The 26,948-nt window shown below is 42.4% G+C and carries 32 protein-coding genes and 1 pseudogene; 22 read left to right on the top strand and 11 right to left on the bottom strand.

From position 1 onward, the window contains the following. Positions 1-175 precede the first annotated feature (175 nt). The gene (locus Q4561_RS18130) at positions 176-469 is read right to left on the bottom strand and encodes a type II toxin-antitoxin system RelE/ParE family toxin (protein WP_007991254.1); all 294 of its coding nucleotides are present in this window, start codon (positions 467-469) and stop codon (positions 176-178) included. Continuing rightward, the gene (locus Q4561_RS18125) at positions 459-707 is read right to left on the bottom strand and encodes a type II toxin-antitoxin system Phd/YefM family antitoxin (RefSeq protein WP_032095995.1); all 249 of its coding nucleotides are present in this window, start codon (positions 705-707) and stop codon (positions 459-461) included. Before Q4561_RS18125 ends, Q4561_RS18130 begins: the two co-directional genes overlap by 11 nt. A 117-nt stretch (positions 708-824) precedes the next feature. On the opposite strand from Q4561_RS18125, the gene Q4561_RS18120 reads away from it, so the two are divergent. The 3 genes from Q4561_RS18120 (at position 825) to Q4561_RS18110 (ending at position 2,285) form a co-directional block, all read left to right on the top strand. Then, positions 825-1,247: a GNAT family N-acetyltransferase gene (locus tag Q4561_RS18120; protein ID WP_368411537.1), complete on the top strand. Its 423-nt coding sequence runs from the start codon at positions 825-827 to the stop codon at positions 1,245-1,247. A gap of 300 nt (positions 1,248-1,547) precedes the next feature. After that, a complete protein-coding gene (locus Q4561_RS18115; RefSeq protein WP_303462651.1) occupies positions 1,548-1,901 on the top strand; it encodes a hypothetical protein in 354 nt (117 codons plus the stop codon). A 165-nt stretch (positions 1,902-2,066) separates the two neighbouring features. Beyond that, on the top strand, positions 2,067-2,285 hold the full coding sequence (locus tag Q4561_RS18110; RefSeq protein ID WP_303462650.1) for a hypothetical protein: 219 nt from the start codon (positions 2,067-2,069) through the stop codon (positions 2,283-2,285). A 45-nt stretch (positions 2,286-2,330) separates the two neighbouring features. On the opposite strand, the pseudogene Q4561_RS19825 reads toward Q4561_RS18110, so the two are convergent. Then, positions 2,331-2,381: pseudogene (locus tag Q4561_RS19825) on the bottom strand (type II toxin-antitoxin system ParD family antitoxin); the annotation flags it as partial. 179 nt (positions 2,382-2,560) lie between these two features. Here Q4561_RS19825 and Q4561_RS18105 point away from each other — a divergent pair. From Q4561_RS18105 to Q4561_RS18095, 3 genes are all read left to right on the top strand, one after another. After that, positions 2,561-2,956, top strand: a complete 396-nt coding sequence (locus Q4561_RS18105; protein WP_303462649.1) for a hypothetical protein — start codon at positions 2,561-2,563, stop codon at positions 2,954-2,956. A 211-nt stretch (positions 2,957-3,167) separates the two neighbouring features. Next, positions 3,168-3,419 (top strand): superinfection immunity protein, encoded by a 252-nt coding sequence (locus Q4561_RS18100; protein ID WP_303462648.1) that lies wholly within the window; start codon positions 3,168-3,170, stop codon positions 3,417-3,419. 51 nt (positions 3,420-3,470) lie between these two features. Further along, positions 3,471-3,761, top strand: coding sequence for a hypothetical protein (locus tag Q4561_RS18095; protein WP_303462647.1), 291 nt, complete (start codon positions 3,471-3,473; stop codon positions 3,759-3,761). Here the strand turns inward: Q4561_RS18095 and Q4561_RS18090 are convergent. Then, a complete protein-coding gene (locus tag Q4561_RS18090) occupies positions 3,744-4,145 on the bottom strand; it encodes a YkgJ family cysteine cluster protein (RefSeq protein WP_303462646.1) in 402 nt (133 codons plus the stop codon). The two genes, Q4561_RS18095 and Q4561_RS18090, sit on opposite strands and share 18 nt — an antisense overlap. Before the next feature lie 497 nt (positions 4,146-4,642). Here Q4561_RS18090 and Q4561_RS18085 point away from each other — a divergent pair, with 497 nt between their 5' ends. The 6 genes from Q4561_RS18085 (at position 4,643) to Q4561_RS18060 (ending at position 7,688) form a co-directional block, all read left to right on the top strand. Then, positions 4,643-5,260: a hypothetical protein gene (locus Q4561_RS18085; protein ID WP_303462645.1), complete on the top strand. Its 618-nt coding sequence runs from the start codon at positions 4,643-4,645 to the stop codon at positions 5,258-5,260. 171 nt (positions 5,261-5,431) lie between these two features. Beyond that, a complete protein-coding gene (locus Q4561_RS18080; protein WP_303462644.1) occupies positions 5,432-5,719 on the top strand; it encodes a hypothetical protein in 288 nt (95 codons plus the stop codon). A 111-nt stretch (positions 5,720-5,830) separates the two neighbouring features. After that, positions 5,831-6,307, top strand: coding sequence for a DUF6174 domain-containing protein (locus Q4561_RS18075; protein ID WP_303462643.1), 477 nt, complete (start codon positions 5,831-5,833; stop codon positions 6,305-6,307). 34 nt (positions 6,308-6,341) lie between these two features. Then, the gene (locus Q4561_RS18070; protein WP_303462642.1) at positions 6,342-6,830 is read left to right on the top strand and encodes a GNAT family N-acetyltransferase; all 489 of its coding nucleotides are present in this window, start codon (positions 6,342-6,344) and stop codon (positions 6,828-6,830) included. A gap of 46 nt (positions 6,831-6,876) precedes the next feature. Then, positions 6,877-7,110 carry a hypothetical protein gene (locus Q4561_RS18065; RefSeq protein WP_303462641.1) on the top strand — a complete coding sequence of 78 codons (234 nt, stop codon included), beginning with the start codon at positions 6,877-6,879 and terminating at the stop codon, positions 7,108-7,110. Positions 7,111-7,226: 116 nt separating this feature from the next. Continuing rightward, positions 7,227-7,688 carry a hypothetical protein gene (locus Q4561_RS18060; protein ID WP_303462640.1) on the top strand — a complete coding sequence of 154 codons (462 nt, stop codon included), beginning with the start codon at positions 7,227-7,229 and terminating at the stop codon, positions 7,686-7,688. A 417-nt stretch (positions 7,689-8,105) separates the two neighbouring features. Here the strand turns inward: Q4561_RS18060 and Q4561_RS18055 are convergent, their stop codons facing one another. After that, positions 8,106-9,017 carry a 2OG-Fe(II) oxygenase family protein gene (locus tag Q4561_RS18055; RefSeq protein WP_303462639.1) on the bottom strand — a complete coding sequence of 304 codons (912 nt, stop codon included), beginning with the start codon at positions 9,015-9,017 and terminating at the stop codon, positions 8,106-8,108. A 270-nt stretch (positions 9,018-9,287) separates the two neighbouring features. Between Q4561_RS18055 and Q4561_RS18050 the strand changes: the two genes are divergently transcribed. The 4 genes from Q4561_RS18050 (at position 9,288) to Q4561_RS18035 (ending at position 11,307) form a co-directional block, all read left to right on the top strand. After that, positions 9,288-9,947 carry an NADPH-dependent FMN reductase gene (locus tag Q4561_RS18050; protein ID WP_303462638.1) on the top strand — a complete coding sequence of 220 codons (660 nt, stop codon included), beginning with the start codon at positions 9,288-9,290 and terminating at the stop codon, positions 9,945-9,947. A gap of 213 nt (positions 9,948-10,160) precedes the next feature. Beyond that, complete coding sequence (locus Q4561_RS18045; RefSeq protein ID WP_303462637.1) at positions 10,161-10,415, top strand: RNA-binding protein; 255 nt, start codon at positions 10,161-10,163, stop codon at positions 10,413-10,415. Between the two features lie 156 nt (positions 10,416-10,571). Next, a complete protein-coding gene (locus Q4561_RS18040) occupies positions 10,572-11,057 on the top strand; it encodes a GNAT family N-acetyltransferase (RefSeq protein WP_303462636.1) in 486 nt (161 codons plus the stop codon). A 7-nt stretch (positions 11,058-11,064) separates the two neighbouring features. Further along, positions 11,065-11,307 carry a hypothetical protein gene (locus Q4561_RS18035; protein ID WP_303462634.1) on the top strand — a complete coding sequence of 81 codons (243 nt, stop codon included), beginning with the start codon at positions 11,065-11,067 and terminating at the stop codon, positions 11,305-11,307. 71 nt (positions 11,308-11,378) lie between these two features. On the opposite strand, the gene Q4561_RS18030 is transcribed toward Q4561_RS18035, so the two are convergent. From Q4561_RS18030 to Q4561_RS18015, 4 genes are all read right to left on the bottom strand, one after another. Continuing rightward, positions 11,379-12,602, bottom strand: a complete 1,224-nt coding sequence (locus tag Q4561_RS18030; RefSeq protein WP_303462657.1) for an NRAMP family divalent metal transporter — start codon at positions 12,600-12,602, stop codon at positions 11,379-11,381. Positions 12,603-12,747: 145 nt separating this feature from the next. Next, positions 12,748-14,121 (bottom strand): alginate export family protein, encoded by a 1,374-nt coding sequence (locus Q4561_RS18025; RefSeq protein WP_303462633.1) that lies wholly within the window; start codon positions 14,119-14,121, stop codon positions 12,748-12,750. Positions 14,122-14,494: 373 nt separating this feature from the next. Next, positions 14,495-15,292: an ABC transporter substrate-binding protein gene (locus Q4561_RS18020; protein WP_303462631.1), complete on the bottom strand. Its 798-nt coding sequence runs from the start codon at positions 15,290-15,292 to the stop codon at positions 14,495-14,497. Positions 15,293-15,301: 9 nt separating this feature from the next. Beyond that, entirely contained in the window at positions 15,302-16,420 is a 1,119-nt protein-coding gene (locus Q4561_RS18015; RefSeq protein WP_303462629.1) for a hypothetical protein, read from the bottom strand. Between the two features lie 218 nt (positions 16,421-16,638). On the opposite strand from Q4561_RS18015, the gene Q4561_RS18010 reads away from it, so the two are divergent. The 3 genes from Q4561_RS18010 (at position 16,639) to Q4561_RS18000 (ending at position 18,285) form a co-directional block, all read left to right on the top strand. Continuing rightward, entirely contained in the window at positions 16,639-17,037 is a 399-nt protein-coding gene (locus Q4561_RS18010) for a VOC family protein (RefSeq protein ID WP_303462627.1), read from the top strand. 41 nt (positions 17,038-17,078) lie between these two features. After that, on the top strand, positions 17,079-17,381 hold the full coding sequence (locus Q4561_RS18005; protein ID WP_303462656.1) for a hypothetical protein: 303 nt from the start codon (positions 17,079-17,081) through the stop codon (positions 17,379-17,381). 214 nt (positions 17,382-17,595) lie between these two features. Further along, positions 17,596-18,285 (top strand): YitT family protein, encoded by a 690-nt coding sequence (locus Q4561_RS18000; RefSeq protein ID WP_303462625.1) that lies wholly within the window; start codon positions 17,596-17,598, stop codon positions 18,283-18,285. A 350-nt stretch (positions 18,286-18,635) separates the two neighbouring features. Here Q4561_RS18000 and alr read toward each other — a convergent pair whose 3' ends face one another. Then, a complete protein-coding gene (gene alr / locus Q4561_RS17995; RefSeq protein ID WP_303462622.1) occupies positions 18,636-19,703 on the bottom strand; it encodes an alanine racemase in 1,068 nt (355 codons plus the stop codon). Positions 19,704-20,019: 316 nt separating this feature from the next. On the opposite strand from alr, the gene murQ reads away from it, so the two are divergent. From murQ to Q4561_RS17980, 3 genes are all read left to right on the top strand, one after another. Beyond that, positions 20,020-20,961, top strand: coding sequence for an N-acetylmuramic acid 6-phosphate etherase (gene murQ, locus Q4561_RS17990; RefSeq protein WP_303462620.1), 942 nt, complete (start codon positions 20,020-20,022; stop codon positions 20,959-20,961). 321 nt (positions 20,962-21,282) lie between these two features. Further along, on the top strand, positions 21,283-22,641 hold the full coding sequence (locus tag Q4561_RS17985) for a DUF1343 domain-containing protein (protein WP_303462619.1): 1,359 nt from the start codon (positions 21,283-21,285) through the stop codon (positions 22,639-22,641). Further along, positions 22,638-25,874 (top strand): FAD-binding and (Fe-S)-binding domain-containing protein, encoded by a 3,237-nt coding sequence (locus Q4561_RS17980; protein WP_303462618.1) that lies wholly within the window; start codon positions 22,638-22,640, stop codon positions 25,872-25,874. Before Q4561_RS17985 ends, Q4561_RS17980 begins: the two co-directional genes overlap by 4 nt. Here the strand turns inward: Q4561_RS17980 and Q4561_RS17975 are convergent. Continuing rightward, positions 25,827-26,873, bottom strand: a complete 1,047-nt coding sequence (locus Q4561_RS17975) for a mechanosensitive ion channel family protein (RefSeq protein ID WP_303462616.1) — start codon at positions 26,871-26,873, stop codon at positions 25,827-25,829. The two genes, Q4561_RS17980 and Q4561_RS17975, sit on opposite strands and share 48 nt — an antisense overlap. Between the last annotated feature and the right edge of the window lie 75 nt (positions 26,874-26,948).

The following is a 26,948-nucleotide window of genomic DNA, read 5'->3' as shown; positions in this document are numbered from 1 at the left end:
CAGCGAATACACTCATCGTTGAACTTTAAAACACCACAGCAATATGAAAGTATGTAACTTAACAATTAAAACGAGTGTCCACTTTTGTGGGGGAACTCTCTTGGGACGCAAACACGCAGGGCGGCTTCGCCATTATGCCCTACGTGCCTGCGCCCCTTATTTAAAAGTTAAACCCTTATTCAGCATCAAGTCTCTTTAATGCTTTTTTGTAAGCCTCATTTCTTTCGCGTTTTCCCACTGCAAGCACTGTAACTACTACTACGTCATCAAGTACCTGATACACCAACCTATATCCTGATTGACGTAATTTTATTTTATAAACATTATCGGCACCTAACACTCTATCTGGGGCTACGTGCGGTGTTTTTAACCTCTCTGCTAACTTCTTCTTCAATTGCTGCTGCAAAGTACTACCAAGCTTATTCCATTCTTTTAGGGCGCTTCTTTTAAACTCTAATTTATAGGTCATCCAAATTCACCGAAACGCTTTCTTCACCTTGCCTTTCTTTAACAAGCTGTAGTAGTTCCAGATCCTCCAAACGATCCATCATTTTTTCGTAAATCTCAGCTGGGACACAATAGAATGCGGGTTCATTCCTATTCAATATGGCGACAGGATCGCCATAGGCACTGCTCGCAACTTTCATAGGGTTTGCTTTTAGCTCTGTAATACTTGCAGCAACTTCAGCCAAAACTCTAGCCGCCATAACGGTCTCCTAAAAGGTCTTTAATTAGGTCATTTTAGGCTATCATTGTTGGTTTAACAAGCGCATAAACTCGCTCAAGATATTCCGTTTCTTTTAAACGAGTATGCTTGTGACCCAATGGGCGGTGGAAGCCCTTTGTCAGAAACAACTATGGCAAACCTTTCTTCTGAACTATCAAAAATCCCACAAGCTTTTAGTATTTTAATATACGTCGACGACTCACCAGCAGCTTTAGCCAATTGTTTCGAAGGGTTCTCGACTTTTTCGTGCAAGCCTCTTGTCAACATCCACGACATATGTGTTCACAAAAAGTTTAGAGGGCTAGGTCTCAGTCAAAAATTACTTGAAAAAGTGGAATCAATAGCCAAAAACTTAGGCTGTTGTAAAATAACACTAGAGGTATTAAGCAATAATAACATTGCTAAAGCAGCGTATGAAAAATTTGGATTTAGTAGTTACGAATTAGACCCAAGCGCTGGTAGTGCTGTTTTTTGGCAGAAAGCATTGGGCATATTACAACCCCGATCTCGAAGATATTAGACCAAAATTAAAAGACATATCTGTACCTTCCATCATCATACAGGGGCAGTGCGATTCTGGGGATTATGGAACTGTTATTGAGTATGCCGAGCTGTTAGGTTCAAAATATAATTTTATAGAAAAAGCTGGTCATATCATTTGGTGAGAACAACTGGAACAATATTTCAGTCTTATATCTAAGTTTTTAATCTCTGGAGAGTAGCGGGCATTAACAAACATATTAGGTCGCTTCGCTCGAATTTTAGCCCACGTGTAACTGCCACTTATGTGGGCCGTTATACGACTTTTAGGTAACATCGTATGGAAGAATGGTTAAAGCTTTCTAAAGAGGCATTATCAAGAGCAGAAGCGGCATGTATTAATGGTGAAATACCTAGAGAAAATATGTTCATGCTTGCTCCAATATTTTATGCAGAGGTTAACAAAACCAATAACAACTCCCTCATACAGCGAATTGGCAACGAAACAGAGGATATGGTTTACGAAGACTGGGGGCACCATCCCAAGTCCAAAGAGCAATACAAATTTCACTTTGTATCTTCGTTTTTATATGGTTACGTTGTTGCCGACAAAATCACAGAATTCAAATACGACGATATAATGGAATATGTAAACGACCGTATGGATTTGTTCAATTCAGACTATGATGAGTAAAAGTCGTATAACAAAAGATTAAGCACGCTCGCTGCGCGGGCTGGAACCCTAACAGCTAGGCGCGCTCATTTAATTCGGATTTTAGTCCACGCGCTAGCGTCTCTTAGCACAAAGTTATGTTGCTCATGAATATTGTGAACTATTCGATTTTAAATAAGGACTTTTATGAGTTTATTTAAATTAATTAATATATTGACCAAAATTGGTGGTTTGTTACTGCTTTTAAGTACCTCTAAACTTATTCACGCTAAAGATGCAACAAACACTGGCGGTAAATTTAAACTTTCCCCTAGTGATGTAGAGAGGTTAAAGGAGTTAATGAGAGTCCGAGCTAAAAATTACGGTGAGACATCTGTAACGGTAACTGACTTGGAATCGCAATAAGAAAGCTAAAATTTGTAAGGTATGAGCAAACCTTAAGATAAATATTTAACTTGCTGAGCCATAACGACCAGTTTGTATTTGGCTAGCAACAAAGCCTTAAAAATGTTCTCCAAGAGTAATGCTGGTATTTTTAGCCATTTGCTTCCCCCCAGTACCAATATATACTTAATTATAGTACTTGTACTTTGTAAGTTAATAGCGCATACCAAACAACTGTTGGCTAGCAGTGCGTGCGCGGGGACGTTAAGCGTAATTCATCATGGATGACTATGACTATGAAAAAAATCTATGCGGCATTAATTATTTCAGTAGCTTTAGTTAAGGTGTTGGAGTTTGTAATTGGATTTACCGCTGCAATAGCGATACCTCGAAATTACTACGAGCTATTTGGGCCAGAATTAGGTTCGCTCGTAGTTAACATTTTCACTATAACTGTTCCGTATTTTTTGATATCACTCGCTTTGCTGCCGCTTCTTGGCATTCTTTCAAAGTCAAAGACGGTTTATTATTCAGCTTACACAATGCTCGGCGTAATACTGATTATGGTTTGGGAATCCTTAGGTAGCAACGTATTAAATTCAGGGTATATCTTCTTGGTGCCACTAGTTCTTGGTTTTTTAAGTGTTGTGGTCGCTGGCTGGCTCGTAGGCAAACGTTATACTGCCGCGTAACATTGCAATCAACTCAGCTCTGGCGTTTTACTACAAAAGCTGGCACTTGGGTAGGTGTGAAATAGCTAAATAAAATAGCTAAAATAGCTCGGTTCGAAAATATTTTTTATTGGTTCTGTAATAAATTCCCCAGCTTCAAGACTATTACTTTGACAATCAATTTTTATTGTCAATTTCATAAAATAAGTAGTTAATATTAAGGGGTAATAGTATGGAATACATCGATAGTATTTTGGCAAGTGACAACTACGCATTTATAGGTTTTGTATTAGTTGGGGTTTTTATCCTCTGGTTTCTTCCTGCATTACTTGCCTTGGTATTTAATAGAAAACATTTCAAATATATATTACTTGCTTGTATTCCCGCGGGCTTTTCTCTAATTGCATGGGGAGGAGTAATGGTTTGGGCTACAACTGGTAAAACTATTGGTAAATATGCAAATAAGGCTAGTAGTGAGAACTAAATCAGTGCAAGCGCATTAACCACGCGCTGCGTTGAAAATTTTGAGTAGGATATGGACGAAGAGCTTAAGAAAAAAGTGGATATTGTGGTTGGCTTAAGCAGACTTGCTGGAGCTACGTTAATTTTTGTCGGAAGTGTATTGGTGTTTGTATTTACTCAAGCGGCGTTAGACCCAAATGCTGTAATTGAAATTAATGGTGTTCTAACTAAAGACCCTTCAGATAAAATAGAAGCCGCTATTTTATCTGGGTTATTTCCAGTGCTAGGGTTATTTCTTTCATTTGCTCCAGCCAAACTTCTTGATAAATGGGCTGCAAAAATAATCCTAAGAATGGCTCGATGATCGGCTTGAGCTCATTAGCCTATCTAACTGATTCTGAGCTTTCTTTACGTTTTCTAAATCGACAATTTCAATCATTTCACATTCATCCCGAACCATTTCATTGATAAGGCTAGGGTAATGACGACAATCTTCTGGTCTATCGAGGTAAATACTACAGTTGTATTTGTCTTTTTCTTCCGCTTTAGCTTTTGGTGCTAACTCCAGAAATGGGCAGAGGCTTAGTTGTTCTCCTGTTTCGGGATCAAACCAAATTTGTCCACCTTTTACATACTCAAAAATATCTGGATTAAATAGTTCCCATAGGTCAATTTCTTCTTGTGTGGCAGATAAATCACCATCGCTATACTTGATGCAGCATTTTCCGCACTGATTGCAGTCTTTCATGGTGTTTAAGTAAATTTATGGGCTATGGACTAAGCTTATCATCAAATAGCGCTGAATTTTGGTTGATAACTTATGTTCGGAGTTGTTTTACGCACTCAGCTGACACAGGTGTTAAATGGTTTTTAAATACGACGGTGAACTACAGCGCATTTAGTGACTACCGATATCTGAGTATTGTATTAATTGACAATATTCCAGTATATCTAAGAGCGAAGATGGTAAAAGTTACCTAGACAGGAAACGTAGCACATAGTTTGAATATAAATACCATCGGGCAGCCTCTTACAGATGAACATAATTTGATATTTCACAATAAATTCAGCTCGCTTCAGTAAATTAAATCCAGTATCTTCAACTACGAATAACTATTGTATTTGCGTAGATTATCTTTAATTAGGAACAATAAACGAGTTCTTCTGGTTTCAGGTAGCATTGCGCTAAACAAGGATGTCCACTTTTGTGGGTAGTATTAGCTTTAAAATCATTACGGAAAAAACGTGAAAAAAATATATATAACTATAATTTTACTTACTATTGTCGCAACCACTGGATGTTCGATAAAACACCCTATAGCCAAAGACTATGGGCAGTACCTCATCAATAATCAGGGCGAAAGCTCTCTTCCAAAATCTAGTATGGGTGCGGAATACACAATTTCTGAAGAAACGCTAAATCATAACTATGAGTTTAGATCTGCAACTGTAGGCTATGCCCATTTATGGATAGTAGAGTTCGGTGACATTTTAAAAGAAACACTGACTTCAACAGATGTACAAGATTCTTTCGGAAGTCTCACTGAGAACGAAAACGGCCATGCAGAAAGGCTTATTTCTTTTAACTTGAGTAATTACGAGTTCAAAAATCATCACGCGTATATTTCACTAGATATTTCATTATCGGAAAATGGCAACGAACAATTTAGTAAAACATATAATGCTGAAGGCTTATCCCAAGGTGCGAAAATGTTTTGGGGCGGCCCTTGGGCAATGAAAAATGCTACACAACAATCTACAAAGCTAGCATTGGATAGTATCATTTCAGAATTTATCGAAGATTTAAACGAAAACTTATCGTCAATTAGTAACACTAATAGTGTATCTAGTGATGCGCCTTAACTGATATAGCTGAACTGCTTGCCAAATTTTGCAAGAGACATTAACTGCCGAATGTATATTAACAATATACATTCGGTAAACTTTAGGTTGCCGAACTGGGTGAGAGCTACCTGCCACTCAGCCCCCATATAAAGTGGCGCACGTATAAGTCGCAATAACGGAAGAAAAATAATGGAACGTGCAGATTTTAAAATTTACCTTCGAGCAAAGAAAGGAATGAAGGTTTCTAGATATTTATCAGTCATTTTCGCCATTGCTGCGGTTGGCTTTCCATTCCTTGGGAATTGGGGCGTTGAAACCAGTGGTTATGCAAATGTAACCCCCACCTTCATGATTACCGCTGTGTTTTTTTGGTTTGGCTACTGTGGTGTTCCCCAAAGCCAGCTGCTGAAAATTATTGAAAAACAAATTAATAGAGATCCTGAAGCCATCCAGTTCATGACAGATAACGATAACTAACAAGCTAAGCATGCTCTTAAAGCTTAGCCGAATATTCGTTTTTGCATACTCGGGAAAGTGGGTCTTACGTTGTTGAATGAAATCTAATTATTATTTAAGGATGGAACCTCTATGAAATTAAAATTAATAACCCTACTATCATTATTCTGTTTATATTCTTGTGGTGGTAGCGATACGCCGTCAATTGATTCAGAAGAGATAAAATCTGTAATTTTAGAAAATCAAGCGAAATGGCTTTCAGCAGGAATTACCGATTATTCATTCACTTATAGCCGCGCCCCTGGTGACTGTCCATTAGCTGACGCATTACCAATTGTCGATATTAACGTTGAAGATAACGTGGCGGTTTCGGTCTATTTCTCAGGTACAAGTGAAATCGCTGATATAGTATTCGCAACAACTATAGATGAGCTTTTTTCCTATTTACTGCAACAGGTAGATGAAGAGCCAATTAAATTCAGTAACGATAAAAACAGCCATGCTATGCCTGACTTTGACATCGATTATGGTTTTCCGGTTGATGTATACATTGATAGAAGCAAAGATACTTGTGATGCAAGCTACATTAGTATTTTCGACTTTAAATAAAACACCACAAGCGCTTATAGGCACTAGGATTTGAATGGTTACCCTTCGAGACTTCAATACAAATGATATCGATAGATTAGTTGGCATCTTAAATGATGACGTCGTTACTGAGTTTCTTTCTACCAAAATTCCTTCGCCATACACAAAAGACGATGCTGCTTGGTGGGTGAAAGAAGGTAGCCAATCGAATATCGTAAAAGCCATTTCTTACAATGGTGCACTAGTAGGCTGTATTGGCGTAAACCAAGGGCTATTTGAATACGAACGATCTGGAGAAATAGGCTATTGGTTGGATAAGAATTACTGGCGTAAAGGTATTACATCAAAAGCGATACAGCTAATATCAGACTTAGTATTTACTAACACAGATATTGTTAGAATATTTGGCGCAGTGTTTTCGGGTAACCACGCTTCTATGCAATTACTTTTGAAATCAGGTTTTAGCGAAGAAGCTGTATTAAAAAAAGCAATTTTCAAAAATGGGCGCTTTTACGACAAGCATGTATTCGCGAAATTAAACTAGTTTTAAAGTTTAGCAACTCAAAAAATAGCATTAATAAGGAATATCAATGCCACTCAAAAAATGGATTTTTCAGTACAGTATTGCCCTACCACTGGTATTTTTATTGTTAGCGGGTGTGCAGTATTTAAAAGGGCGCACCCTTGGTTATGCTATCGAATTCGGAATAATGTGGTCGTTTATCACCGTGGGAATCTTTGCTATTCGCAGGGCTTACAATTTTCGAAAGCATATCGATTGCCAAGTCTGTCGAGATTTACCTGAGCACAAAGAAAGCAAATGAACTGTGACCTTACTGTTGTTGTAAATATAAGCGTCGATTAGTAAAAGCTTAACTATACTTAGCTCAAATACTAAGCGATGACGAATTGTCATTTCGAATACTATAGGGATTGTAAAATGAAAATCGTGTTGTTGAGCTTAATGCTTGTTTTAGCAGGGTGTAGTTCTACACAAACCTCAACGGAGACGACTGCAGCGGTAGCTAATTCAGATACCATGGAAATTATTCGGCGTGCGGCAGAACAAGCTCCTAGAGGTGTTTTAGGTGAGTATGTATTGCATATAAAAGCCACAGGCAGCCAAGGGCCTTTTGTTTATCTTAATACTGAACTTGATTACCGTGATCCCCGCGCCATTACTGTGGCGTTGTCTCCCAACCTTATTCCTCGCCTTGAAGACAAATATGGCGCTTCCCCGCAAGAATTCTTCACAGACAAAACCGTAAAAGTAATAGGTAAGGCTACACGAGTTAGAATTGACTTTATCTCGGAAGGAAAAAGAACAGAGAAATACTACTACCAAACCCATATTCGACTGGTAGACATATCAAAAATTGAAGTGGTTGATAAATCGGTTTAAACCAATTTGCATTACGCCATGCATGCTCCTGTTATTCGAGTTCATGCAGGTGCTTGTCTAAGTGTTTATACTAAGTTCTTATGTAAGTTCTTGTGTAAGCTCTTGTATAAGTTCTTGTGTAGATGCTTATGCGAATGCTTGTGTGAATTCTTGTGTGAATGGCAATGTGGGCTAATTTCTCGCCGTGGTGGTATAAATAGAGGTAACATCACTACGTAGAGCTTTGGGCTCGCGAATAATTAAAAACGTTAAGGTGCTAGAATGGATTTTTTACTCAATGTTTTACTGTCAGTCGGGTTTGTTATTTTTATCATTTTCATCGTGGGACTAATGGCAGCAAAAAAACTGAATTCAAAACAAAAGTAACGGAGGCTCCCCCGCCCCCGTTATTAGTGTAATGCGTTTTAAATACGGCACTTAAAACGGCGCAAAATTATCTTGAGCTTGTGATGGTACTGTCCATCTTTCACGGGCATCAGTATTAACGGCTTTAACACCTTGTGATGGTATATGACCACGATTGCCATACAACCAGAGTACAAAGTTAGTTCTCTTGCCTCTGGTAATGGGTTGCGCTGCATGAGGTACATTTCCTCGGTGAATCATTGCGCTGCCAGGCGTAAACGTTAACGGTTTCACTTTTCCTGCTTTTACATCGTAAAAATCTACTGTCGACCCCGTAAATGTTTCACCCGGAACGTTTAGATTAATATTTAACGTTACCGCTGATGCATCGGTATGCGGTCTAATCGACGTATCGGTATTTGGCTGATAATGAATTGAAAAGCCAAATGTTTGCGTGTCGTATCCCATAATTTCAGGAAATAACAATCGAGCGATAGGTCGCATGTATGTGTCTAGCATAGTGCGATAAAACGCTTGGAAACTTGGCGCAGCCAAATAACCTTCTGAACGTTTATCTAACATGGCGCCACGGCGGTTTAATACTATGCCGTAGGGCGGTCTTAGTGCAATTTCAGCATCCCACACTTTTTCTAGATAGGCGCGCAATTCAACCAACCTTTCAGGATCAAAGAATTGGAATTGATACACATCAGGTGATACTTCTTCCATCAATGCCTTTACGTCCGTTTCTTTTTCAGGGTTTTCCCATGCTTGCATAACTGCGCTGCGCAACTTGGCATCTAGCAAAGAGTCATCAAGGGTGAATAGGTTGTCTTTTTCACTGGCTTCCCACTCGCTCCACGCATTGTTAAGCAGCTCGATATTTGTATTCCAAAACTGTTGCACGGATGGCGCACGATGAAGCATGGCTTCTCGGCTTGGTAAGTCTAAAGCACGTGCATTCTGTAATTGAGTAAATGACATAATAAATTATCTCCAATGGCTAAATGGGGTATTCGTTCTGTATGTTCGAACTCATCCCAAAACATGCCTATAATCTATTACACCTGATTTTGTTAATAAATGAGGTCATTATGGAAACAGAATTTAGATTTAAAAGATAATCAAAGTTAATATTCGCTGTGGTGATTTGCGGTTTGTTTTATGTTGCCTCAATATTGTTCTCCACAACTTGATAATAGCCTTTCGCGGTTAGTTTTTGTGACAGGTGGATTTTGTGACAGGAGCGTACAAGTGAAATTTCTTGTTTTTTTAGGAACAGTGCGAGATAGCACACCACCTAGACCTGCTCGTCTTGGTGAGCGAGTGGCAAAGGCGGTGATGGCTTGTTTGCAGCTTCGCTATGACGAGCATGAAGTGGAGTTGATAGACCCATTAGATTACCCATTAGATACGGTTTTCAAACCTCATTTTGCTTATGCAAAGGGTAAAGCGCCTGAGAAACTAAATATATTAGCCAAAAAAATTGCCAATTGTGATGGCTATGTCATGGTTAGCCCCGAGTATAATCATTCCATGAGCCCTGCCCTTTCGAACCTGCTTAATCACTTTGGTAGTTCGTTATTTGCTTATAAGCCAAGTGCTATCGTTACCTATTCGGCTGGGCAATGGGGCGGTATGCGGGCTGCGGTGGGCATGCGCACTTACCTTTCTGAGTTGGGGTGCTTGCCAGTATCGGCTATGATTCATATTCCTAAGGCGCAGGAGGTATTCGAAGAAAACGGCGAGATGTGTCCAGGGGAAGAGCAATCATCGTGGTTCGATTATTTTGGTCGTACTCTCAACCAATTGATGTGGTGGGCACAAGCCACTAAGCGCCATAGTAAAGAAGTTGATCCTCATGAGATGATTCAAAATTTCAAAACAGCGCCGTCAGAGCGTAACGCGCCTTGATATAGCATCTCAATTTGGCATTGAGATTTAGCGCCTTAATACAGTTTTTTATAATAAGGCTATTGGAGTAAATCACGCTGGCGTTGTGTTAATGTACTTTTAATTTGATTTACTACTGCGAATACCGCGAAGTAACACGAAACCTATCTACATCGCTTTAGCTTTGCTGTATAACAAGCCTCTTCTCATCTAGACGAGCGCACAGGAAAAAAAATGAAAATACTAATTCGTAATTTAGACAGACAAACTAAACAAGAAGAGCTAGCAAGCTTATTTGAAGCTTTCGGTTCTGTGCAGTCTTGCACCATTGTAGTTGATGAGAAAAGCGGCGCATCTAAAGGGTTTGGATTTGTAGAAATGCCAAAACCAGGCGAAGCTAAAGCGGCCATTAAATCGTTGAATAATCATGCGTTGGGCGATGCTAATATTCGCGTTAAAAAAGCAGAAGATAAACCTGATACCAAGTAGGGATACGAAGTAGAGATACGAAGTAGAGGTACGAAGTAGATCCAATACGAAAACAGTACAACGTAAACGATAGCAGTGTAAAACCCACCAGCATGGTATCTCATTACCATTGGGGCCTATATCAAGCTGGGGTCATATAAAGTAGTGAAGGTGTGTATGAAAATAGAAATCATAAAAGCAGATTATTTTGACGACGCTCATAAGCAAGCCATTCCTTATTTGCTAAACGAATATGCGAAAGATCCTATGGGTGGTGCTGAGGCACTTTCTGAACACACCTACGACAACTTAGTCGATAAATTATCTACATTGCCCCATGCCTTTAGCATTCTCGCTTTTGTGGACGCAAAGCCCGCTGGCCTAATTAACTGCTTTGAAGCGTTTTCTACTTTTGCCTGCAAACCGCTTATTAACACTCATGATATTGCTGTGCTTCCAGAATTCAGAGGCTTAGGTCTTAGCCAAAAAATGTTGAATAAAGTAGAAGAAATAGCGATAGAAAAAGACTGCTGTAAAATTACCTTGGAAGTACTAAGTAATAACACGGTGGCTAAATCTGCCTATGAAAAGTTTGGTTTTACTAGCTATGAACTGGCAGAAGGCGAAGGCCACGCGCTGTTTTGGCAGAAAAAGCTAGGCTAGATTAGAAGTGGAAAACACGCTGTTAATTATTACCACCGTAATAGTAGGCCTTTTATGCGCAGCGGCGCTTCTATTAGGCGCCATAGACTTATTTGCTAGAGCGTCTGAAAAAGGTGTAATCGGGCTTGTTCTTTATGTGCTTTGTTGGTTACTTCTTAGCCCTATTATTGCGCTAGTGTCACTACTGACAGGCTTTTACGTGCTATATCAGATAATAGTGCTTATCTTCACAAAACGCGCGCCATCGTAACTTGACGCACCAAGCCTAGTCAAAGCTCAACCCTAGCCAAACCTAAGCTCCAGTCTAACCTAAGTTCCAGCCTAGCCCCATTTCCACCATACAAATAACAGTAAAAATCCAAACAAATACACTAAGCCAACATAGCTAAGTAATGTAATCCACCAACTGGCTTTTGCGTCTTCATGCAGCGCTGCGCTTTTTACCAAACGGTGATTAAGCCACGCAAACATGGGGGTGGTAACAAAAGCTAACGTCATGGCAAAGCCTAGCATGGCTAACAGTGCAGATTTGAAAAACAGTACGATACTAAAACTAATGGCGGCCATAGCCAGTAGTACGGGAACAAATACCGCGTCACGCGCCATTTTCTTTGGCAATACCAATGAAATAGCTTCGGCGATAACCCGAGCATAACCATCGTAAACCGTTAACGCCGACCCAAATATACAAAGAAAGGCTACCACGGCAATAAGCCAGTGTGCCCAATCACCAATAGTATTGGCGTAAAGGCTGACTAATTGTTGGGAAAAGCCTATGCCGCCTGTTGCAAGTGTTTCGCCACTTCCGTGTAATACCAATGCGCCTAAGCCTAAGAAAAGCAGGGCTAGAATGGTGGTCACCGCATAACCTAGGTTGAAGTCGAACAAGGCATTTTTCGGCGTTACAGGTTGGTTTTGGCACTGGCGCTTTAACCACAACGACGTGATGCTAGATATTTCTATTGGCGCGGGCATCCACCCCATGGTAACCACTAAAAACCCAACGGTCGCTAGCGTCCAGGGTGATGGCGATTCAAAGCTAGGTGGCATGGGTTCTAAATTCACTACTGCGGCGCAAAAGGCTGCAACGGTAGCCAACACCAACACGCCCATAATAGCTTTTGCCACCCCTTCAAGGGCTTCAAAATGCCCTGCTAGTAATATGAACAATATAGCGCCCAAAATAGCGGCCGACGCGATAGCAATAGAGACATTGAAAGGCAAAAAATAAGACAACAGACTTGCAGCAAATAACAGGAGGGCGGCGGCGTTCACCACTGAGGCTAATGCATTTAAGCACAACGCCACAATTAAATAACCCTTACCCATTTTATGGTAACCGAACTGTAAGGTTTGCCTAGTGCTAATGGTATAGCTAACGCCTGCACGGAAAAAAGGATACTTTAAAATGTTAACCGCTAGAATAAGTACCACCAGCTGCCAACCAAATTTTGCGCCCGCTTGGGTAGAAGCAACAAGATGGCTTCCCCCAACTGCAGCAGTGGCCATTAACACACCTGGGCCAAGTAACTGCACCATGCGCATGAATCGTTGATAATGTGTGAGTGAATTGCTGTCGCTCAATCTTTTCCCTTAATCGCAAACGGCTAAAAGCGGTTACGGAGTATACCTATTCCCACAGCAAAATTGCGAGCTTCCAGCAGTGTTAACATGAAAATAGGATGAGAAACTAGAAAGTATAAAGTGCTTCAGTAAACATAAACTGGCTATCATCAGGGTAATCCCCTCGCTCAAATCCATCCCCTTTCAAAAGATAGGCCGCACCAATAGCAAGTCGTAGTGAAGATTTTACCTGCCAACGCCACCTTGCTTCTAACTGATGACCAATGAAGCTATCAACAGACTCTGGGGCTTTTTGATACCACATGGCCTTGTAGCTCACCATAATATTATGTTCGGTAGTGGGTGTGGTTATGCTTCGCGCCCCTGCAGTGACTAAATTTCTACGGGGCATAGCTTGGTAAACGTCTGTTGGTCCAAAATCGAACCTTCTTACGCCGTAAAGGCTATCGAAGTCGGATATGGTGTTATCGGTACTGTCATTGTCACCGCTTATTACATCTACTTCACCACGTAGCAAGGTAAAGTCGGTAATTTTCTTACCCAAATTAGCGTGCACCATCCAGCTTTCTACGTCTAATTCAGCGGTGTCACTTGCACTTGCGGTTTGATGCGAGGTTCCGGTTTGCCCAATCACTTCCACATTGGCTTTCCATGTATCGGCAAAAGGTTTGGTGTAGTCGACACCCAAGGTGTAAAGGTCGCGGTTTTTCGTAGCAAGCTTTGCCGAGTCTTCTTCTTTTAACCAGTAGCTGTGCACCTTCACATTGTTATCAGGCGAGGTAACATATAGGCCAAAAAACTTCCGCTCACTGTAGCTTTTATCAAAAGCGCGGTCGGCATCGGCCACAGCTCCGCTATCCGTGGGTAATCGGCTTACTGGCAATAAGTAGAAACCACGAACGTTCCACTCGCTTACCGTCCAGTCTACCAATACACCGTCGAAGGCATTTTTTGTATTTCGATATACGCCTTGCCCAATTAGTCGACGAGAACCATGGTCGAACGTGACTCGCCCTGCCGTTATGGATTTCAATCCACTTTCATCGGCAGCAATCGTATTTTTTGGGGTATAGCGAGCAAAGAACTGCAATGGTTCTAGCGTATTCACTTGGGAAGACGTTAATGTGGGGTCGTTATCGTCTAACCACGCGCGTGAGTCTGCAAGTTCAGCAGTAACATTAAATACGTCCCAATTCGCTTCGGCTTTCACTAATAGGCGAGATGAAATTCGGCGATTGACTTGTGCCCGGTCTTCACTAGAAGAAGGAAAAATAGGGTTATTCAGATGCTCGTATTTGAGCCTGAAAGAGCCGCTAATATCGAATGTGGGCTGAGAAGACTCTAGGTTAGAACTTGAAATATTTTCTGCGTTGGCATTAGCACAAAGCCCTGCCAAAGCAGCTATTACCGTGCAGGGTAATAAAAGATATAAAGCAAGATTGAAAGCTACATTCTTAACTGGGTTTAACCACCCATTCATACTACTACACGTATACATCTACACTCTCACTGTTTAAATGCTGCCTTAACAAGATGTTTGGCAAAATTGAAAAGTACATCGGCAGACTTTTCATTTAGCATACTCTGGACGCGTGAAGTATATATCCGCTTTGGAAATTTTCCTTATATCTTTGGTCTACTAAGCGTGTAACTATTTATTATATAAAAGTTTTAGCGCATAAAAAAAGGAGAGCAAGCTCTCCTTTCAATCATTATAACAGTTAAAAAAGTCGCTCAGTTGCTCTTTGTCACTCGCTTCCTAGGACTCACTTCTTATGACACGCTTCCTAGGACTCACTTCTTGGGACTCGCTCTGTAATAAGGGCTATAGCTCGATTGAGATAGAACCCGCACTAGCGTCTATCAAAATTCACAGGTTTTTTAGGATCTTGGTAAAAGCCGTTTTTTAACAACCGTTTGAAGCGGGTGAGCTTGCCATCCAATGTGAGTTCTTCTAAGCCTTTGTTGAATAACTCAATAAGCAACCTGTCGTCGTTTCGCCCCTTTGCCACTAGCAAATGCGTGGTTACTGTGGAAATAAACGGTTTAATCGGCATCACGGCTTGGCGCTGCTCTGCTGTGAAGTCTCGTTGAAGCAAGTACCAGCCAGTAAGATCATCTATTGGAAATAAGTCTATTTCACCGCTTACTAATGCCTCTAAATTTTCTTTGTCTGTAGCGTAAGTCGTTACTGAGGGGGTATTTTTAATATAACTAGCCAACTCGTTATTGTATAAATAGCCTTCCGTTACACCCATTTTCTTACTTTTAAGTTCATCAAAATTCGACCATGTGTCTAGGTCAGATTTAGTATTAACATAGAAAACCAGGCTCTCTGCTGTGATAGGATCGCTATGCCAGAATTTCTCGCCTCTAGCACGTACAAAGTTACCATATGAAAGGGCATCGAATTCACCATTCAATGTGGCTTCTACTGCTTCATCCCAAGGCATCGAAACAAATTCAACGACCACACCCGTTTCTAAAAACGCTTGAGAGATAATGTGATTAATATAGCCGTTATGCTCCATTTCTGAAGAGGTGTAAGGCGCATATTCGGTGGTAGCAATCTTAATTTTTAGCCACGCATGCCCCCAACTTTGCAGTGGGACTAACGTCAAAAGTAGTGTAAAAATAGCTAATAAACGCATAATCTTCCCTTAGAAATAGATACCTAAATTAATATTCAATCTGTGTGTTGTTTCTTGGCGGCCACCTAGGTCTAACCCTACGCCTGGCCCACCTGAAAACCACATATTTTTCCCTTGAATACTATCTACGTAAACAAACAGTTTATCCCATCCAAAACTACAGCCATTTATCCACTGCGATGAATCTTTCCCTGATGCTTCATCGCCCTGAGCCACACTGTATTCGGTATAACACGTGAGTGATTCTATGTGAGTGAATTTATAAGGAACGGAATACACCAAATTCGCTGAGTAAGTTGAGCCATCTGCCGCGGCTAAAAAAGGAAAGGTAAATGCAGACAGAGAGACTCGGTCAGTCGCTTGCCCTTCAGGTGCCGCTAAGTCGTACTCGTAATCGATGTATTGTAGCTCAACTTTGAAATCACCTTGTTGGTGACGAACGTGCACAGCGTAAGCTGTCATGTCACCTTCATCCAATGTATCTAAATTTAAGATATCGCCATACTGATACGACACGCCAATATCGGTAGTACTTCTCGGGAAGAATTTTGCCGTGTAATTTGCACGTAAATTGTACTGGCCATCTTCTTGGTTTCGAAACTCACCATCATCAGCCACATCAAATGAGTACCGACCGAATTCAGCGGCATCGTTATATTCGTCATTCATAAAGTAAGCGGCTTGAAAGTCCCAATTACCGTAATCATGATTTATCTTGATACCAGCTTCATAATCGTCTTCGAAGCCTAAGTAGTAATTGACTGAAAACCAGAAGTTATTTGAACCAAATGGCTGTAAGCCGAAAGGGGTTTGGGTGATACCCGCAGTAATGTCCGTCGATTCATCCCAGTGGTAAGTAAGATCTGCAAAACGAATTGTGTCGAAATCGGTATTCTCATACCATCGATATTCTGCTTTGTAACTAAACTGGTCAGACTCTCCCGAAACCCCCAGTTTAATAGATTCGAATTCAAATCCATCTCTGAATTCAGGCAGTTGCCAGTCTTGGTGACCATAGTTAACCCGCACATGGCCGCTTAAGGTAAAGGGCAGTTCGTCCGCCTTTACTGTTTGCGTATTGCAGCCAAGAAGCACAGCTAAGGAAAGTAGTGGAAGTTGTCTGTTCATTCCTTGTCCTAATGTCAATTTACTCACAATGTGATGCACTCCATCATGGAAACCATTACCGTGATATATATTCCTTCAATACAAATTTTATAGAGTGAACCTTACAAAAAGATCATTGTCGTAATCGAAATATGTAAAGCGCGTTTGTCGATGAAGCACATTTCATTTGCGTTAAATAGTCGGTAATATTTCACAAAATTTCAGTAAAACAAGATTCTATGCAGCATCACATTTCAGCTATTACCTTCCTTGTAGACAATTACGACACCGCTATTGCCTATTTCACGCAAACCCTTAATTTCTCGCTTACCGAAGACAGAGATAAAGGAGAAGGCGCTCGGTTTGTTTTAGTTACCCCGAAAGGAAGTTCAACGTCGTTATTACTGTCTAAAGCAAAATCCGACGACAAAGCGCTGATAGGCAAGCAAGCGGGAAGTAAGGTTTTTATGATTTTACATACCGACGACTTCTGGCGCGATCACCATTCAATGTGCGCTAAGGGTGTTGAATTTTTAGAAACGCCCCGGGAAGAAGCCTATGGCACAGTAGCCATTTTTAAAGATTGTTTTGGTAACAAGTGGGATTTATTACAACCCGCACCAGCTGACCTTAATTAATTCGGTGTACTAGCACCTTCTGGAGATTTGTTTTGTCCCCCATGAAACGTTCTATCATTACTGACATTGTGGCTATATTCGCCATTGCAGTGTTAATTGCGACTGCGTTTTACGGGCTCGAAGCCAGAAAAGAAGTTATCTATTTATGCGATAACTTCACGCCTGGAGTATCGAAAAATAGTGTTGAGCGCCAACTTAGCACCACGAACTTGTTGGTATGGGATACTGAGTTTTTGGCTGTTGGTAGCCGTATAGTCGCGTATAGCCCACTAAACTTCGGTTACATGCATTGCCGAGTTGAATTTAATAGGCAAGACATCGTAGTGTATTCCATAGTGGAGTAAGCCATGGTCGGATTGGCTCTGCCCTCTGATATCGTTCATAAATGGTGCAGCGTTTACAAATCAGCAACTTACCGTTTACCCTGCGGTTAAAAGTCGTAAAGCTAAGCGTACCATTGGTTTTTAAATGTACTCGGTTATCTGACTACAATTCTGTATACCCCTTCGATGTAAACGTATAATTACAGCGTGTCTTATTAACTAAGAATCGCCTCTTATGCAAAACTCAAATCACAGTGTTATCGAAGATATCTTTGCATTAGTTAGTGCGGGGTTATTTGTGGCATTTGGTGTTTTCCTATTCCAATCTCAAGATCTCATGATTGGCGGAGCCGCCGGCATTGCGCTGCTGGGTACATACGCAATTGATATAGATTTCGGTGTGTTGTTTTTCCTAATCAACGTGCCCTTTTACACTCTAGCGTGGACCCGTATTAGTAAGCGTTTCACATTGAACACCTTTATTTCGGTCACCACTGTTTCTGTTCTGACCGAACAAATTCCTGCATTTATTGATATTACTAGCATTAACCCTATTTTTGCAGCCATTTTAGGCGGTCTGCTTATTGGTGTAGGTATGCTAATAATGTTCAGACATAGCTCGAGTTTAGGCGGATTAGGTATTGTGGCCTTTTATCTGCAATCACGATTTAATATTCGCGCAGGTACGTTTCAGCTAACGGTAGACAGCGTAATTTTACTTTGTGGTCTCTTCTTTATTCCTTGGCCTTTGGTGCTAATTTCTATTTTGGCTGCGTTTTGCTTGAATATGGTGATATCGCTTAATCACCGCCCAGAACGTTATATTCCGGCAAAAAAAAATCTTGAAGCCCCACAAGGCAAAAACGCACAAAACGGGGTAACTAGCCCAGCCGTTAATACCAATTTACACGCGCAAAATAACTAAACTGCTATCTTTTCGCTTTCCCTAAACGTAAAAAACCCGGCCATGTTAATGCCGGGTTTTTATGTTATTTCTAACGTAACGCTTTGTATCCTGGTCGCTACCCTACTGCTTTTTTCTGTACAGGCTTAAACGGTCGACTTACTAGTCCTCGATTCACCCTAGGGCGAGAAAACGAAGTACGCATACAAACCTCACTTACGTGATATACCCATAACAGTCGAAGATGAATTATTCACCTCAATCCTGTATATGGGGTTCTAGTATAGGCACAGAGTCAGCTCAAACACCTCATTGTTTCGGTGAATACTCATCCATCAGCATATTTACAAAACTGTAAAATGTTGTAAACATTAGCGATATTTCACAATGCGAGGCACTCGAGCTGAAATACGAGTTAGCAATTCGTAATCTATGCTTCCTGCCGCTTCAGCTACCTCATTAATAGGCACATGCTCGCCCCAAAGCTCTACTCTATCGCCAATATTCACGTTCGAAAGATGAGTAACATCGATGGTGATCATGTCCATAGACACTCGCCCTGCTAGGCAAGCGCGCAGGCCGTTAACCGCAACTGGCGTGCCGTTAGGGCAATGACGAGGATAACCATCAGCATAACCAATGCCTACCGTAGCAATTCGACTGTCTTGCTGCGCCACCCAATTTTGACCGTAGCCAACCGATTCTCCCTTGGGTACATCGCGAAGAGCAATAATACTAGAGCGAAGGGTCATAGTAGGTGCCAAAGCGATGTTAGCCGTACTCGGCTGGCCGCCATAAATCGCAATACCTAAACGATTCCAATCGCCACGACTTTTCGGCCACTCGATGGTCGCCGGAGAGTTAGCAATACTGACAGAAAGCCCTAGCTGACTAGCAACCTGTGAAAACTCACTGAGTTGCTTCTGTGTGAAGTCATTGTTGGTGTCATCAGCACAGGCTAAATGAGTAACTAACACGGTGTCTGGTGTAATAAGCGGTGCATATTGCTCAGCAATACTTGGTAATGTGTTTAGCGCAAAACCCAAACGGTGCATACCACTGTCAGCTTTTAACCAAATGGTGGGCCGGTAGTCTTCGGGGCAGGCTAACATCCATTCTAGTTGTGCTTGATTGTGCATAACCAAAATACAACCATGCGCTGCAGCCATGGCGCACTCTTTGGCCTGATGCGCTCCTTCTAGCACCACAATCGGCGCTTTAATTCCCGCATCTCTTAATGCGATAGCTTCTTCAATAATAGCCACTGCAAAGCGTGGTGATACATGTTGTAAAATACGAGAAATGTTAACTGCACCATGCCCATAAGCATCTGCTTTTACCACCGCCATCGAACGGCTTTTGGGGGCTAATTCTGCTAATAGTTTGAAGTTACTTAAAATAGCATCAGCGTGAATAATGGCTTGGGTTTGACGGCTCACAGTAAACGGGTAATCCTTGGTATTCGCGTAGGTGCAGAGTGTATCACGAGTTGGTGAAATTCAAATTCTTGGTGTACAAATTTGTATTCAATATTTGGTACTTTACCTAGTGCTAGGCCATTATTTAAGCCGCTGTTATTTGACCTACTCTGGATTGCTCTAAGCTTTCGCCGCTTTATGTTACATTGACGAATAGTTAAGAGCATGCTTTGGCAAAATGTTGAAATAGCCCCCGAGCATTTGCAGCGAACTTAACGAGTAAATAATTGTTCGTCTTTTGTAATAATTCGTCTTTTGTAATAAATAAGGTACCACCATGCAGCCCACGGAATCATCACGCAGTATTCATCACCTTGCTAAAGACTTAGAGCGTGTGGTGTCGGAGGGGCGAAATCTAGATACCGTGGATATTGACACCCTTTCAACCGAAGGCATGCTGGCGCGAATTAATCATGAAGATGTCAAAGTAGCGCCGAGTGTGGCTACCGAAATACCCGCGATTGCTAAAGTGGTAGATGCCGCTGCGCAAAGCATCGAAAAAGGCGGTCGGCTTATTTATATTGGGGCTGGAACCAGTGGCAGGCTGGGTATTTTAGATGCAGCCGAATGTAGACCAACCTTTAGTGTGCCCGACGGTATTGTAGTTGGCATTATTGCCGGTGGCGAACGGGCTGTATTACATGCAGTAGAAGGCGCAGAAGATAATCGCGAGGCAGGTAAGCAAGATGTTATTGCTATCTCCCTTACCCAACAAGACACCCTAGTAGGTTTATCAGCCAGCGGGCGTACTCCTTACGTATCAGGTGCTCTTGAGTATGCCCAGTCTATTGGTGTAACGACCGCAGCTATCGCCTGCAGCCCAAATTCCGCTATTTTTGAATATGCCGACATTTCAATTTGCCCAGTAGTTGGCCCTGAGGCACTTACCGGTTCAACAAGAATGAAATCAGGCACTGCGCAAAAACTGGTGCTTAACATGATAAGCACCGCCACCATGATAAAGCTGGGTAAAACTTTTGAGAATTTAATGGTGGATGTGAATGCGACTAATGAAAAGTTAAAGGCTCGCGCCCTTCGCATTGTGATGCAAGCTACAGAGTGTAATGAGCTTGACGCTACAAACGCGCTAGAAGCGTCTAATAACAATGCAAAGCTGGCGATTTTAATGGTGTTAACTGGAGCCAATGCTGACGATGCTGCCAAACAATTGGTGGCTAGTAACGGTTATTTACGACACGCTGTGAAACAGCCCGTTTAATTGCTGAAATTTTACAATAAAAGGCCTATTAGCTCGATGTTTTATAGATTAACTTTCTTTGGATTAACGCTCTTTAAATTGACGCTCTTTGAATTGACGATATTTAAATTAATGGCCTTGAAATTAACTTCCTGCAAGTTATTTACGTTTATCGTTACGTTATGCAGTGCCTTTCTATTATTTAGCACGCCAAGTCTCGCCTTCGCTGACACAGCGACTAGAAGCCTCGCCTCAAATGGGGAGCGTTTTCTTGGGAAGCATCTTCTTGATAAGAACATATCCGAGAATGATGGACTCATAAGTAGTTTACCCGTAACAGATTTGCCCAAGACTGATTTGCCACTGAACAAGTTGCAAGTGGGTGCGGCACAATTCGACGAGTATTTACCTCTACTTGAAGGCAAGCGTGTCACTTTGGTGGTAAACCAAAGCTCGTCAGTAAAGAGTTCGAATGCACAAAGCTCGCAATCAAAGCCTAGCCACTTGGTCGATGCCCTGTTAAGTCGAAATATTAATGTAGTTAGTATTATGTCACCCGAGCATGGCTTTCGTGGCAAGGCAGGGGCGGGAGAGCGAGTTGATAATGACGTTGATATCAAAACGGGTCTTCCCATTCATTCTTTGTACGGTAAAACCAAAAAGCCAACTGACAACATGCTAGCCAACACCGATATTCTGGTATTCGACATTCAAGATGTTGGGGTGCGCTTTTATACTTATTTAAGTACCTTACATTACGTGCTAGAAGCCGCTGCAAACGCGCAAATTCCTGTCATAGTATTAGATAGACCTAACCCGAACGGTGCCTTTATCGACGGCCCTATTTTGCAGCCAGATTATGCGTCGTTTGTAGGTATGCACGCCATTCCTGTCTTGCACGGCATGACGCTAGGAGAATTGGCGCTAATGATAGTGGGAGAGCAGTGGATTAAGGTTCCTGCGCTAGCGAAGAGTAATCAGGCAGAGCAGTCGGAGGAGAAACAGAAAGCTTATCAAGCTCAAATAACCGTAGTGCCAGTGGCGAATTATAATAAACAAATGCCTTATTCTTTACCTATAGCACCTAGCCCTAACTTACCTAACGATGCAGCCATCGCCCTATACCCTACCCTTTGTTTTTTTGAAGGCACTGACGTCAGTATTGGCAGAGGAACGGCACTTCCTTTTCAGCTTATTGGCCACCCTGTAGTAGCCCTTGGCGATGAAAGTATAAACGTGGCAGCCAATGAAGCAGCGCCATCGCCTAAACACAACAACACCACGCTAAAGGCGAAACTGTTGGCAGGCAACCCTATAACTGGGTTAGATATTGATGTGTTAATTAGCGCTTACGCCGAGTTTGAAAAACACGATGTCACATTTTTCACTCGCCCCGAATTTTTCGATAAACTGGCTGGCACCGACTCGCTGCGACAGGCCATTATTGCAGGCAAAACTAGTCAGCAAATTCAAGCAAGCTGGGCCGAAGGCTTAGCGGCATTTAAACATCAACGTTTACCCTATTTGCTTTATCCAATAGCGTCGTCTGAATCGCCTGAATTGCCTGAATTGCCTAGCAGTGTAGAAAGCAGCACCTCGGTAGATAAAAATACTGGTATTGAGCACGGTGCCAGTATTGGTATTGCTAGTGCTACTGATACAGAGACTGATCGCGGCCCTGGGCAAGGCAATGCGCTATGACCACGCAAAAGCATAAAAAATCCGCGTACGAGCCAGTATCGAGCGATAACTTTCAGGCCTTTTTAGAAGGTATTAAAGAATGGCTAGCGCCTGAACTTATCATTCGCGATAAACCTAGGCTAATTGCCTTAGCTACCGACGCCAGCTTTTACACCAAAATACCTAAGCTAGTTATAAAAGTACCTAGTATTCACGCCATGCGCGGCGTTCTGGCGTTGGCAAACCGATTAGAAATAGCCCTAACGTTTCGTGCGGCTGGCACCAGTTTATCGGGCCAAGCGATCACCGATTCAGTATTAGTCATGCTAACGCCAGATTGGCAGCAACATAGTGTGCTAGATAACGGCGTGGCAATATCGCTAGCCCCTGGCATTATTGGCGCGAAGGCAAATCGTATATTAGCCGATTATGGCCGTAAGATTGGGCCAGACCCCGCTTCTATCAACGCCTGCAAGGTTGGTGGTATTGCGGCAAATAATGCTTCAGGCATGTGCTGTGGCGTTAAGAATAACTCGTACCATACTCTGCGCCACATTCACGTCATATTGCCCGATGGCAGCGAAGTTAACACGGCAGATGCACACAGCGTGGCGGCATTTGAGCACACTCATAGTGATTTATTGGCATCTCTTTCGGCATTGCGCGACACATTAATAAACAACACCGCGCTGACTGAAAAAGTGCGTTATCAATACCGCCTTAAAAATACCATGGGTTATGGCCTGAACGCCCTGCTTGATTATGAAAACCCACTAGATATCTTTACCCATTTAATGATTGGTTCGGAAGGTACATTAGGGTTTATTGCCAACATTACCTACAACACTGTGCCTTTACCTCGCGCGCGCCAAACTGCCCTGTATTTGTTTGAAAATTTTGAAGCCGCGTGTGCGGTTATACCTGCGCTTAAAGCCTGTGATGTAGATGCGGTGGAATTGATGGACGCCAGAGCACTTCGCGCCGTCGCGCCCCTTATAGATGCTGTAGTGGCTAGCGCTGAAACCCACATCGCCGATAGTTATAGCCCTGACAAATCTAGCCCTAATAAACCTAGTGTTGAAAATTCTCAAGCGGTTGCTCTGCTCATTGATGTGGGCGCACTATCGCAAGGCGAACTGGATACTAGGCTTAACACTGTGCGAAATATCTTAACTCAGCCTGTTTCAAGACCACCTTTAGACAAAGACGAGCGCTTAGACGACGGCGAAGGCTTAGACGCAAACGAAAGCTTAAACAAGTCATCTAATCAAAAAGTAAAAGCACAAGGCCACCCACTACAAGATTTTACCGCTGAAGCTAGCATTATCGAAAAGCTTTGGAATATCCGAAAAGGGCTATTTCCGGCAGTAGGCGCAGTAAGACCTACCGGCACGACGGTAATCATAGAAGATGTGGCCTTTCCATTAGAAAGTTTAGCCGATGGCCTAAATTCGCTAGTTGCGCTATTTGAGAAGCATGATTACCACGACGGCATTATTTTCGGTCATGCGCTAGATGGCAATGTGCACTTCGTATTTAGTCAGGGGTTTAATAGTGGGCATGAAGTCGCCCGCTATCAGGCTTTTATGGAAGAAATTAGCGAGCTTGTGACCAAGCGATTTTCGGGAAGCTTAAAAGCAGAACATGGCACTGGCCGGAACATGGCGCCCTTCCTGAGCGCACAATGGGGTGATGAGGGCGTGGCATTAATGCGCTCACTGAAAAACATTATCGATCCTGTCGGTATTTTAAACCCAGGGGTTATTTTAAATGACGACCCTAACGCCCATATTACCCACTTAAAGCCGATGCCAGCTGTACAAGACACTGTAGATGCGTGTATTGAATGCGGCTTTTGTGAGCCCCAATGCCCTTCTCTTAACTATACGCTTTCGCCCCGCCAACGTATTGCATTAAAGCGACGACAAACATCGTTAATCGAATCTGGTGCTGACTCTGCTGCTAGTGAAGGAGTTAGTAAAGCATTCTCTCATTTGGCGGTAGATAGCTGTGCCGCAACAGGGCTTTGTGCAAATGCATGTCCGGTAGGTATAGATACTGGTCAGTGGATAAAACAGATTCGAGGCCAAAGCGCGCATAGCTCCTCAAATAGTCAAGCGAGCACCACAGCCTCAGCTAATTTTAGTGGTATGAACAACGCCTTTGGCAGTATAAGCGACGCCTTTGCCGAATCAGTAAGCAACTTGGCAGCCAAACATACCGATAAAGCATTATCTATTGCTCGCTTTACCCTAAATACAGGCCATAGAGTAAAAGGGATAGTGGGTGAAAGGGCTTTAAATCACATTGCCGATACACTGCACTTACCCCGACTGCATGGTGCTATTCCCGAAGCCGCGACTAAAGCCACTTTTAGAGGCGCTTTTAAGAGCAGATTTAAAAGCAGATCTGAAGGCACATTTGTTGGAACATTTAAAGGAACTGGCAAGTCCAATCCTAACACTACTACTGCCGGCGCTCTGGCTCAAAAAGCACAAGGAATAAATGGCTCCAGCAACGCACAGTCAAAAGTGGTGTACATGATAAGTTGCCCCAGTAGGGTGTTCGGCGCAACTAAAAGTAATAACAAAAGCAAAAATGAAAAGAGCCTAGTTCAAGCTGTTACTTCACTTTGTGACAAGGCTAACGTAGAGGTTATTTTCTCCACGGCCGATAACCTTTGCTGCGGTCAACCTTGGGATAGCCAAGGCAGGTCAGACACTGCAATTGAGAAACTTACGTCATGGAAACAAGCCGCGTATGAACTTTCTGAGCAAGGCCGCTGGCCTGTCATTATTGACAATAGTGCATGTGCGCTTAATGTGGCCAGAACAATTACTGAAAACACAAAGCACAATAAAATAAAGGCGCTAGAAGTAAGCGAGTATTTACTTCACTACATTACCCCTCATTTGAACGTGATAAAAACGTCTGAACCCGTCATGCTGCATGTGGGATGTTCAAGCACTCACATTGATAAGGGTAACGCGATAAGTACCCTTGCAAACTTGTGCGCAACAAACGTAATTATTCCATCGGATATCACGTGCTGCGGCTTTGCTGGAACTAAAGGGTTCACCACACCTGAGTTAAATAAAAGTGCATTAGCACCACTAGCACTTCAGGTGCCTGAAGATTGCCATAGAGGGGTTGCAAGCAGTGCTACTTGTGCAATTGGTTTAAGCCAACACAGTGGGGTAAGTTACTCACACATCGCGGTGCTGCTCGACCAAATCAGCCAACCGCTTCTCTAGTGTGGCTTTGTGAGTTTTAAGCTGGTCTTTCTCTTCACCGTGGGCGGTTTCAAGCTGTGTGCTGATGGCTTCAATTTGCTCAGCTAGACCCTCTCGATTTTTCTCATGCTGTTCGGCTTCTTCTGCTTTATCAAAAATAATCGCTTCGGGGTTACTTTCTTCTTCATCCTGAGGTTTCGCGGCTTCTTCTGTGTTGCTAGCTTGCTGCGGAATCATCTGTAATCCATCGGGTTGAGGGCGCTGATTCATAAAGGTAGGCGACACAATTTCGATGCCGGTGTTATGCAACGCATCAAGTACTGATTTATGTAAACGGGAGCGCGCACTCAGCATGCTTTTTACTTCTTTAAGCAGCCCGGCTACTCGGTAACTTACCGAAAAATCACCCAGTGATATCACTTGTACGAACGGGTCCTCCAATTCAGCATTGGCCGCCGCAGTTAGTAAGTGCTTCTCAACCACTGAATGATGTAGGTCGTAGCCCAAGCTTAGGTCTACTGAAATAATGGCGCCCGACCCTCGGGTGACACGTACGGGTGTATTCACCATTAAGGTATTAGAAAAAGCAATCAGCTCTCGAGTTTCTGTTTGAATTTCGGTATCGAGCAGCCCCATCTCGGCTACTCTGCCGCTGTAATCTTCAACGCGAATAAAGTCGCCCACTTTAAAAGGCTTATTAACACGAAGCACTAAGCCCGCCATAAGATTGCCTACCATGGTGGTAGATGAAAACGCGATAACACCCGATAACAACACCCCAATTAGTGCGATAACCTGATTACGGGTACTTTCATTAACAGGCAATGCCATGGAAATGGCGACCAACCCCATGATGGTGAGTACTAATAAGGTAACTTGACGTGGCAGCTTTTGCTCACTGGTTAAATGTGCATTGCGGGCAAGCAGTGCATAATGGAGTGTTGCTAACACTACCACTACAACAAATATAGCCAACACTAACGGTATAAAAGGAACCAGAAAAGCGACCACTGTATCCACACTAACACTCCAATTTTTTATTCTAATCACTAAGTTATAAGCAACTTAATGTATCGCCATCTGGCATTTTGGTTT

Origin of the sequence: Alteromonas sp. 1_MG-2023, from assembly GCF_030547075.1 — a bacterium.
Taxonomy (GTDB): Bacteria; Pseudomonadota; Gammaproteobacteria; order Enterobacterales; family Alteromonadaceae; genus Alteromonas.
Note: the sequence above shows the minus strand (reverse complement) of the source record. Positions and strands in the feature narration are given on the sequence as shown.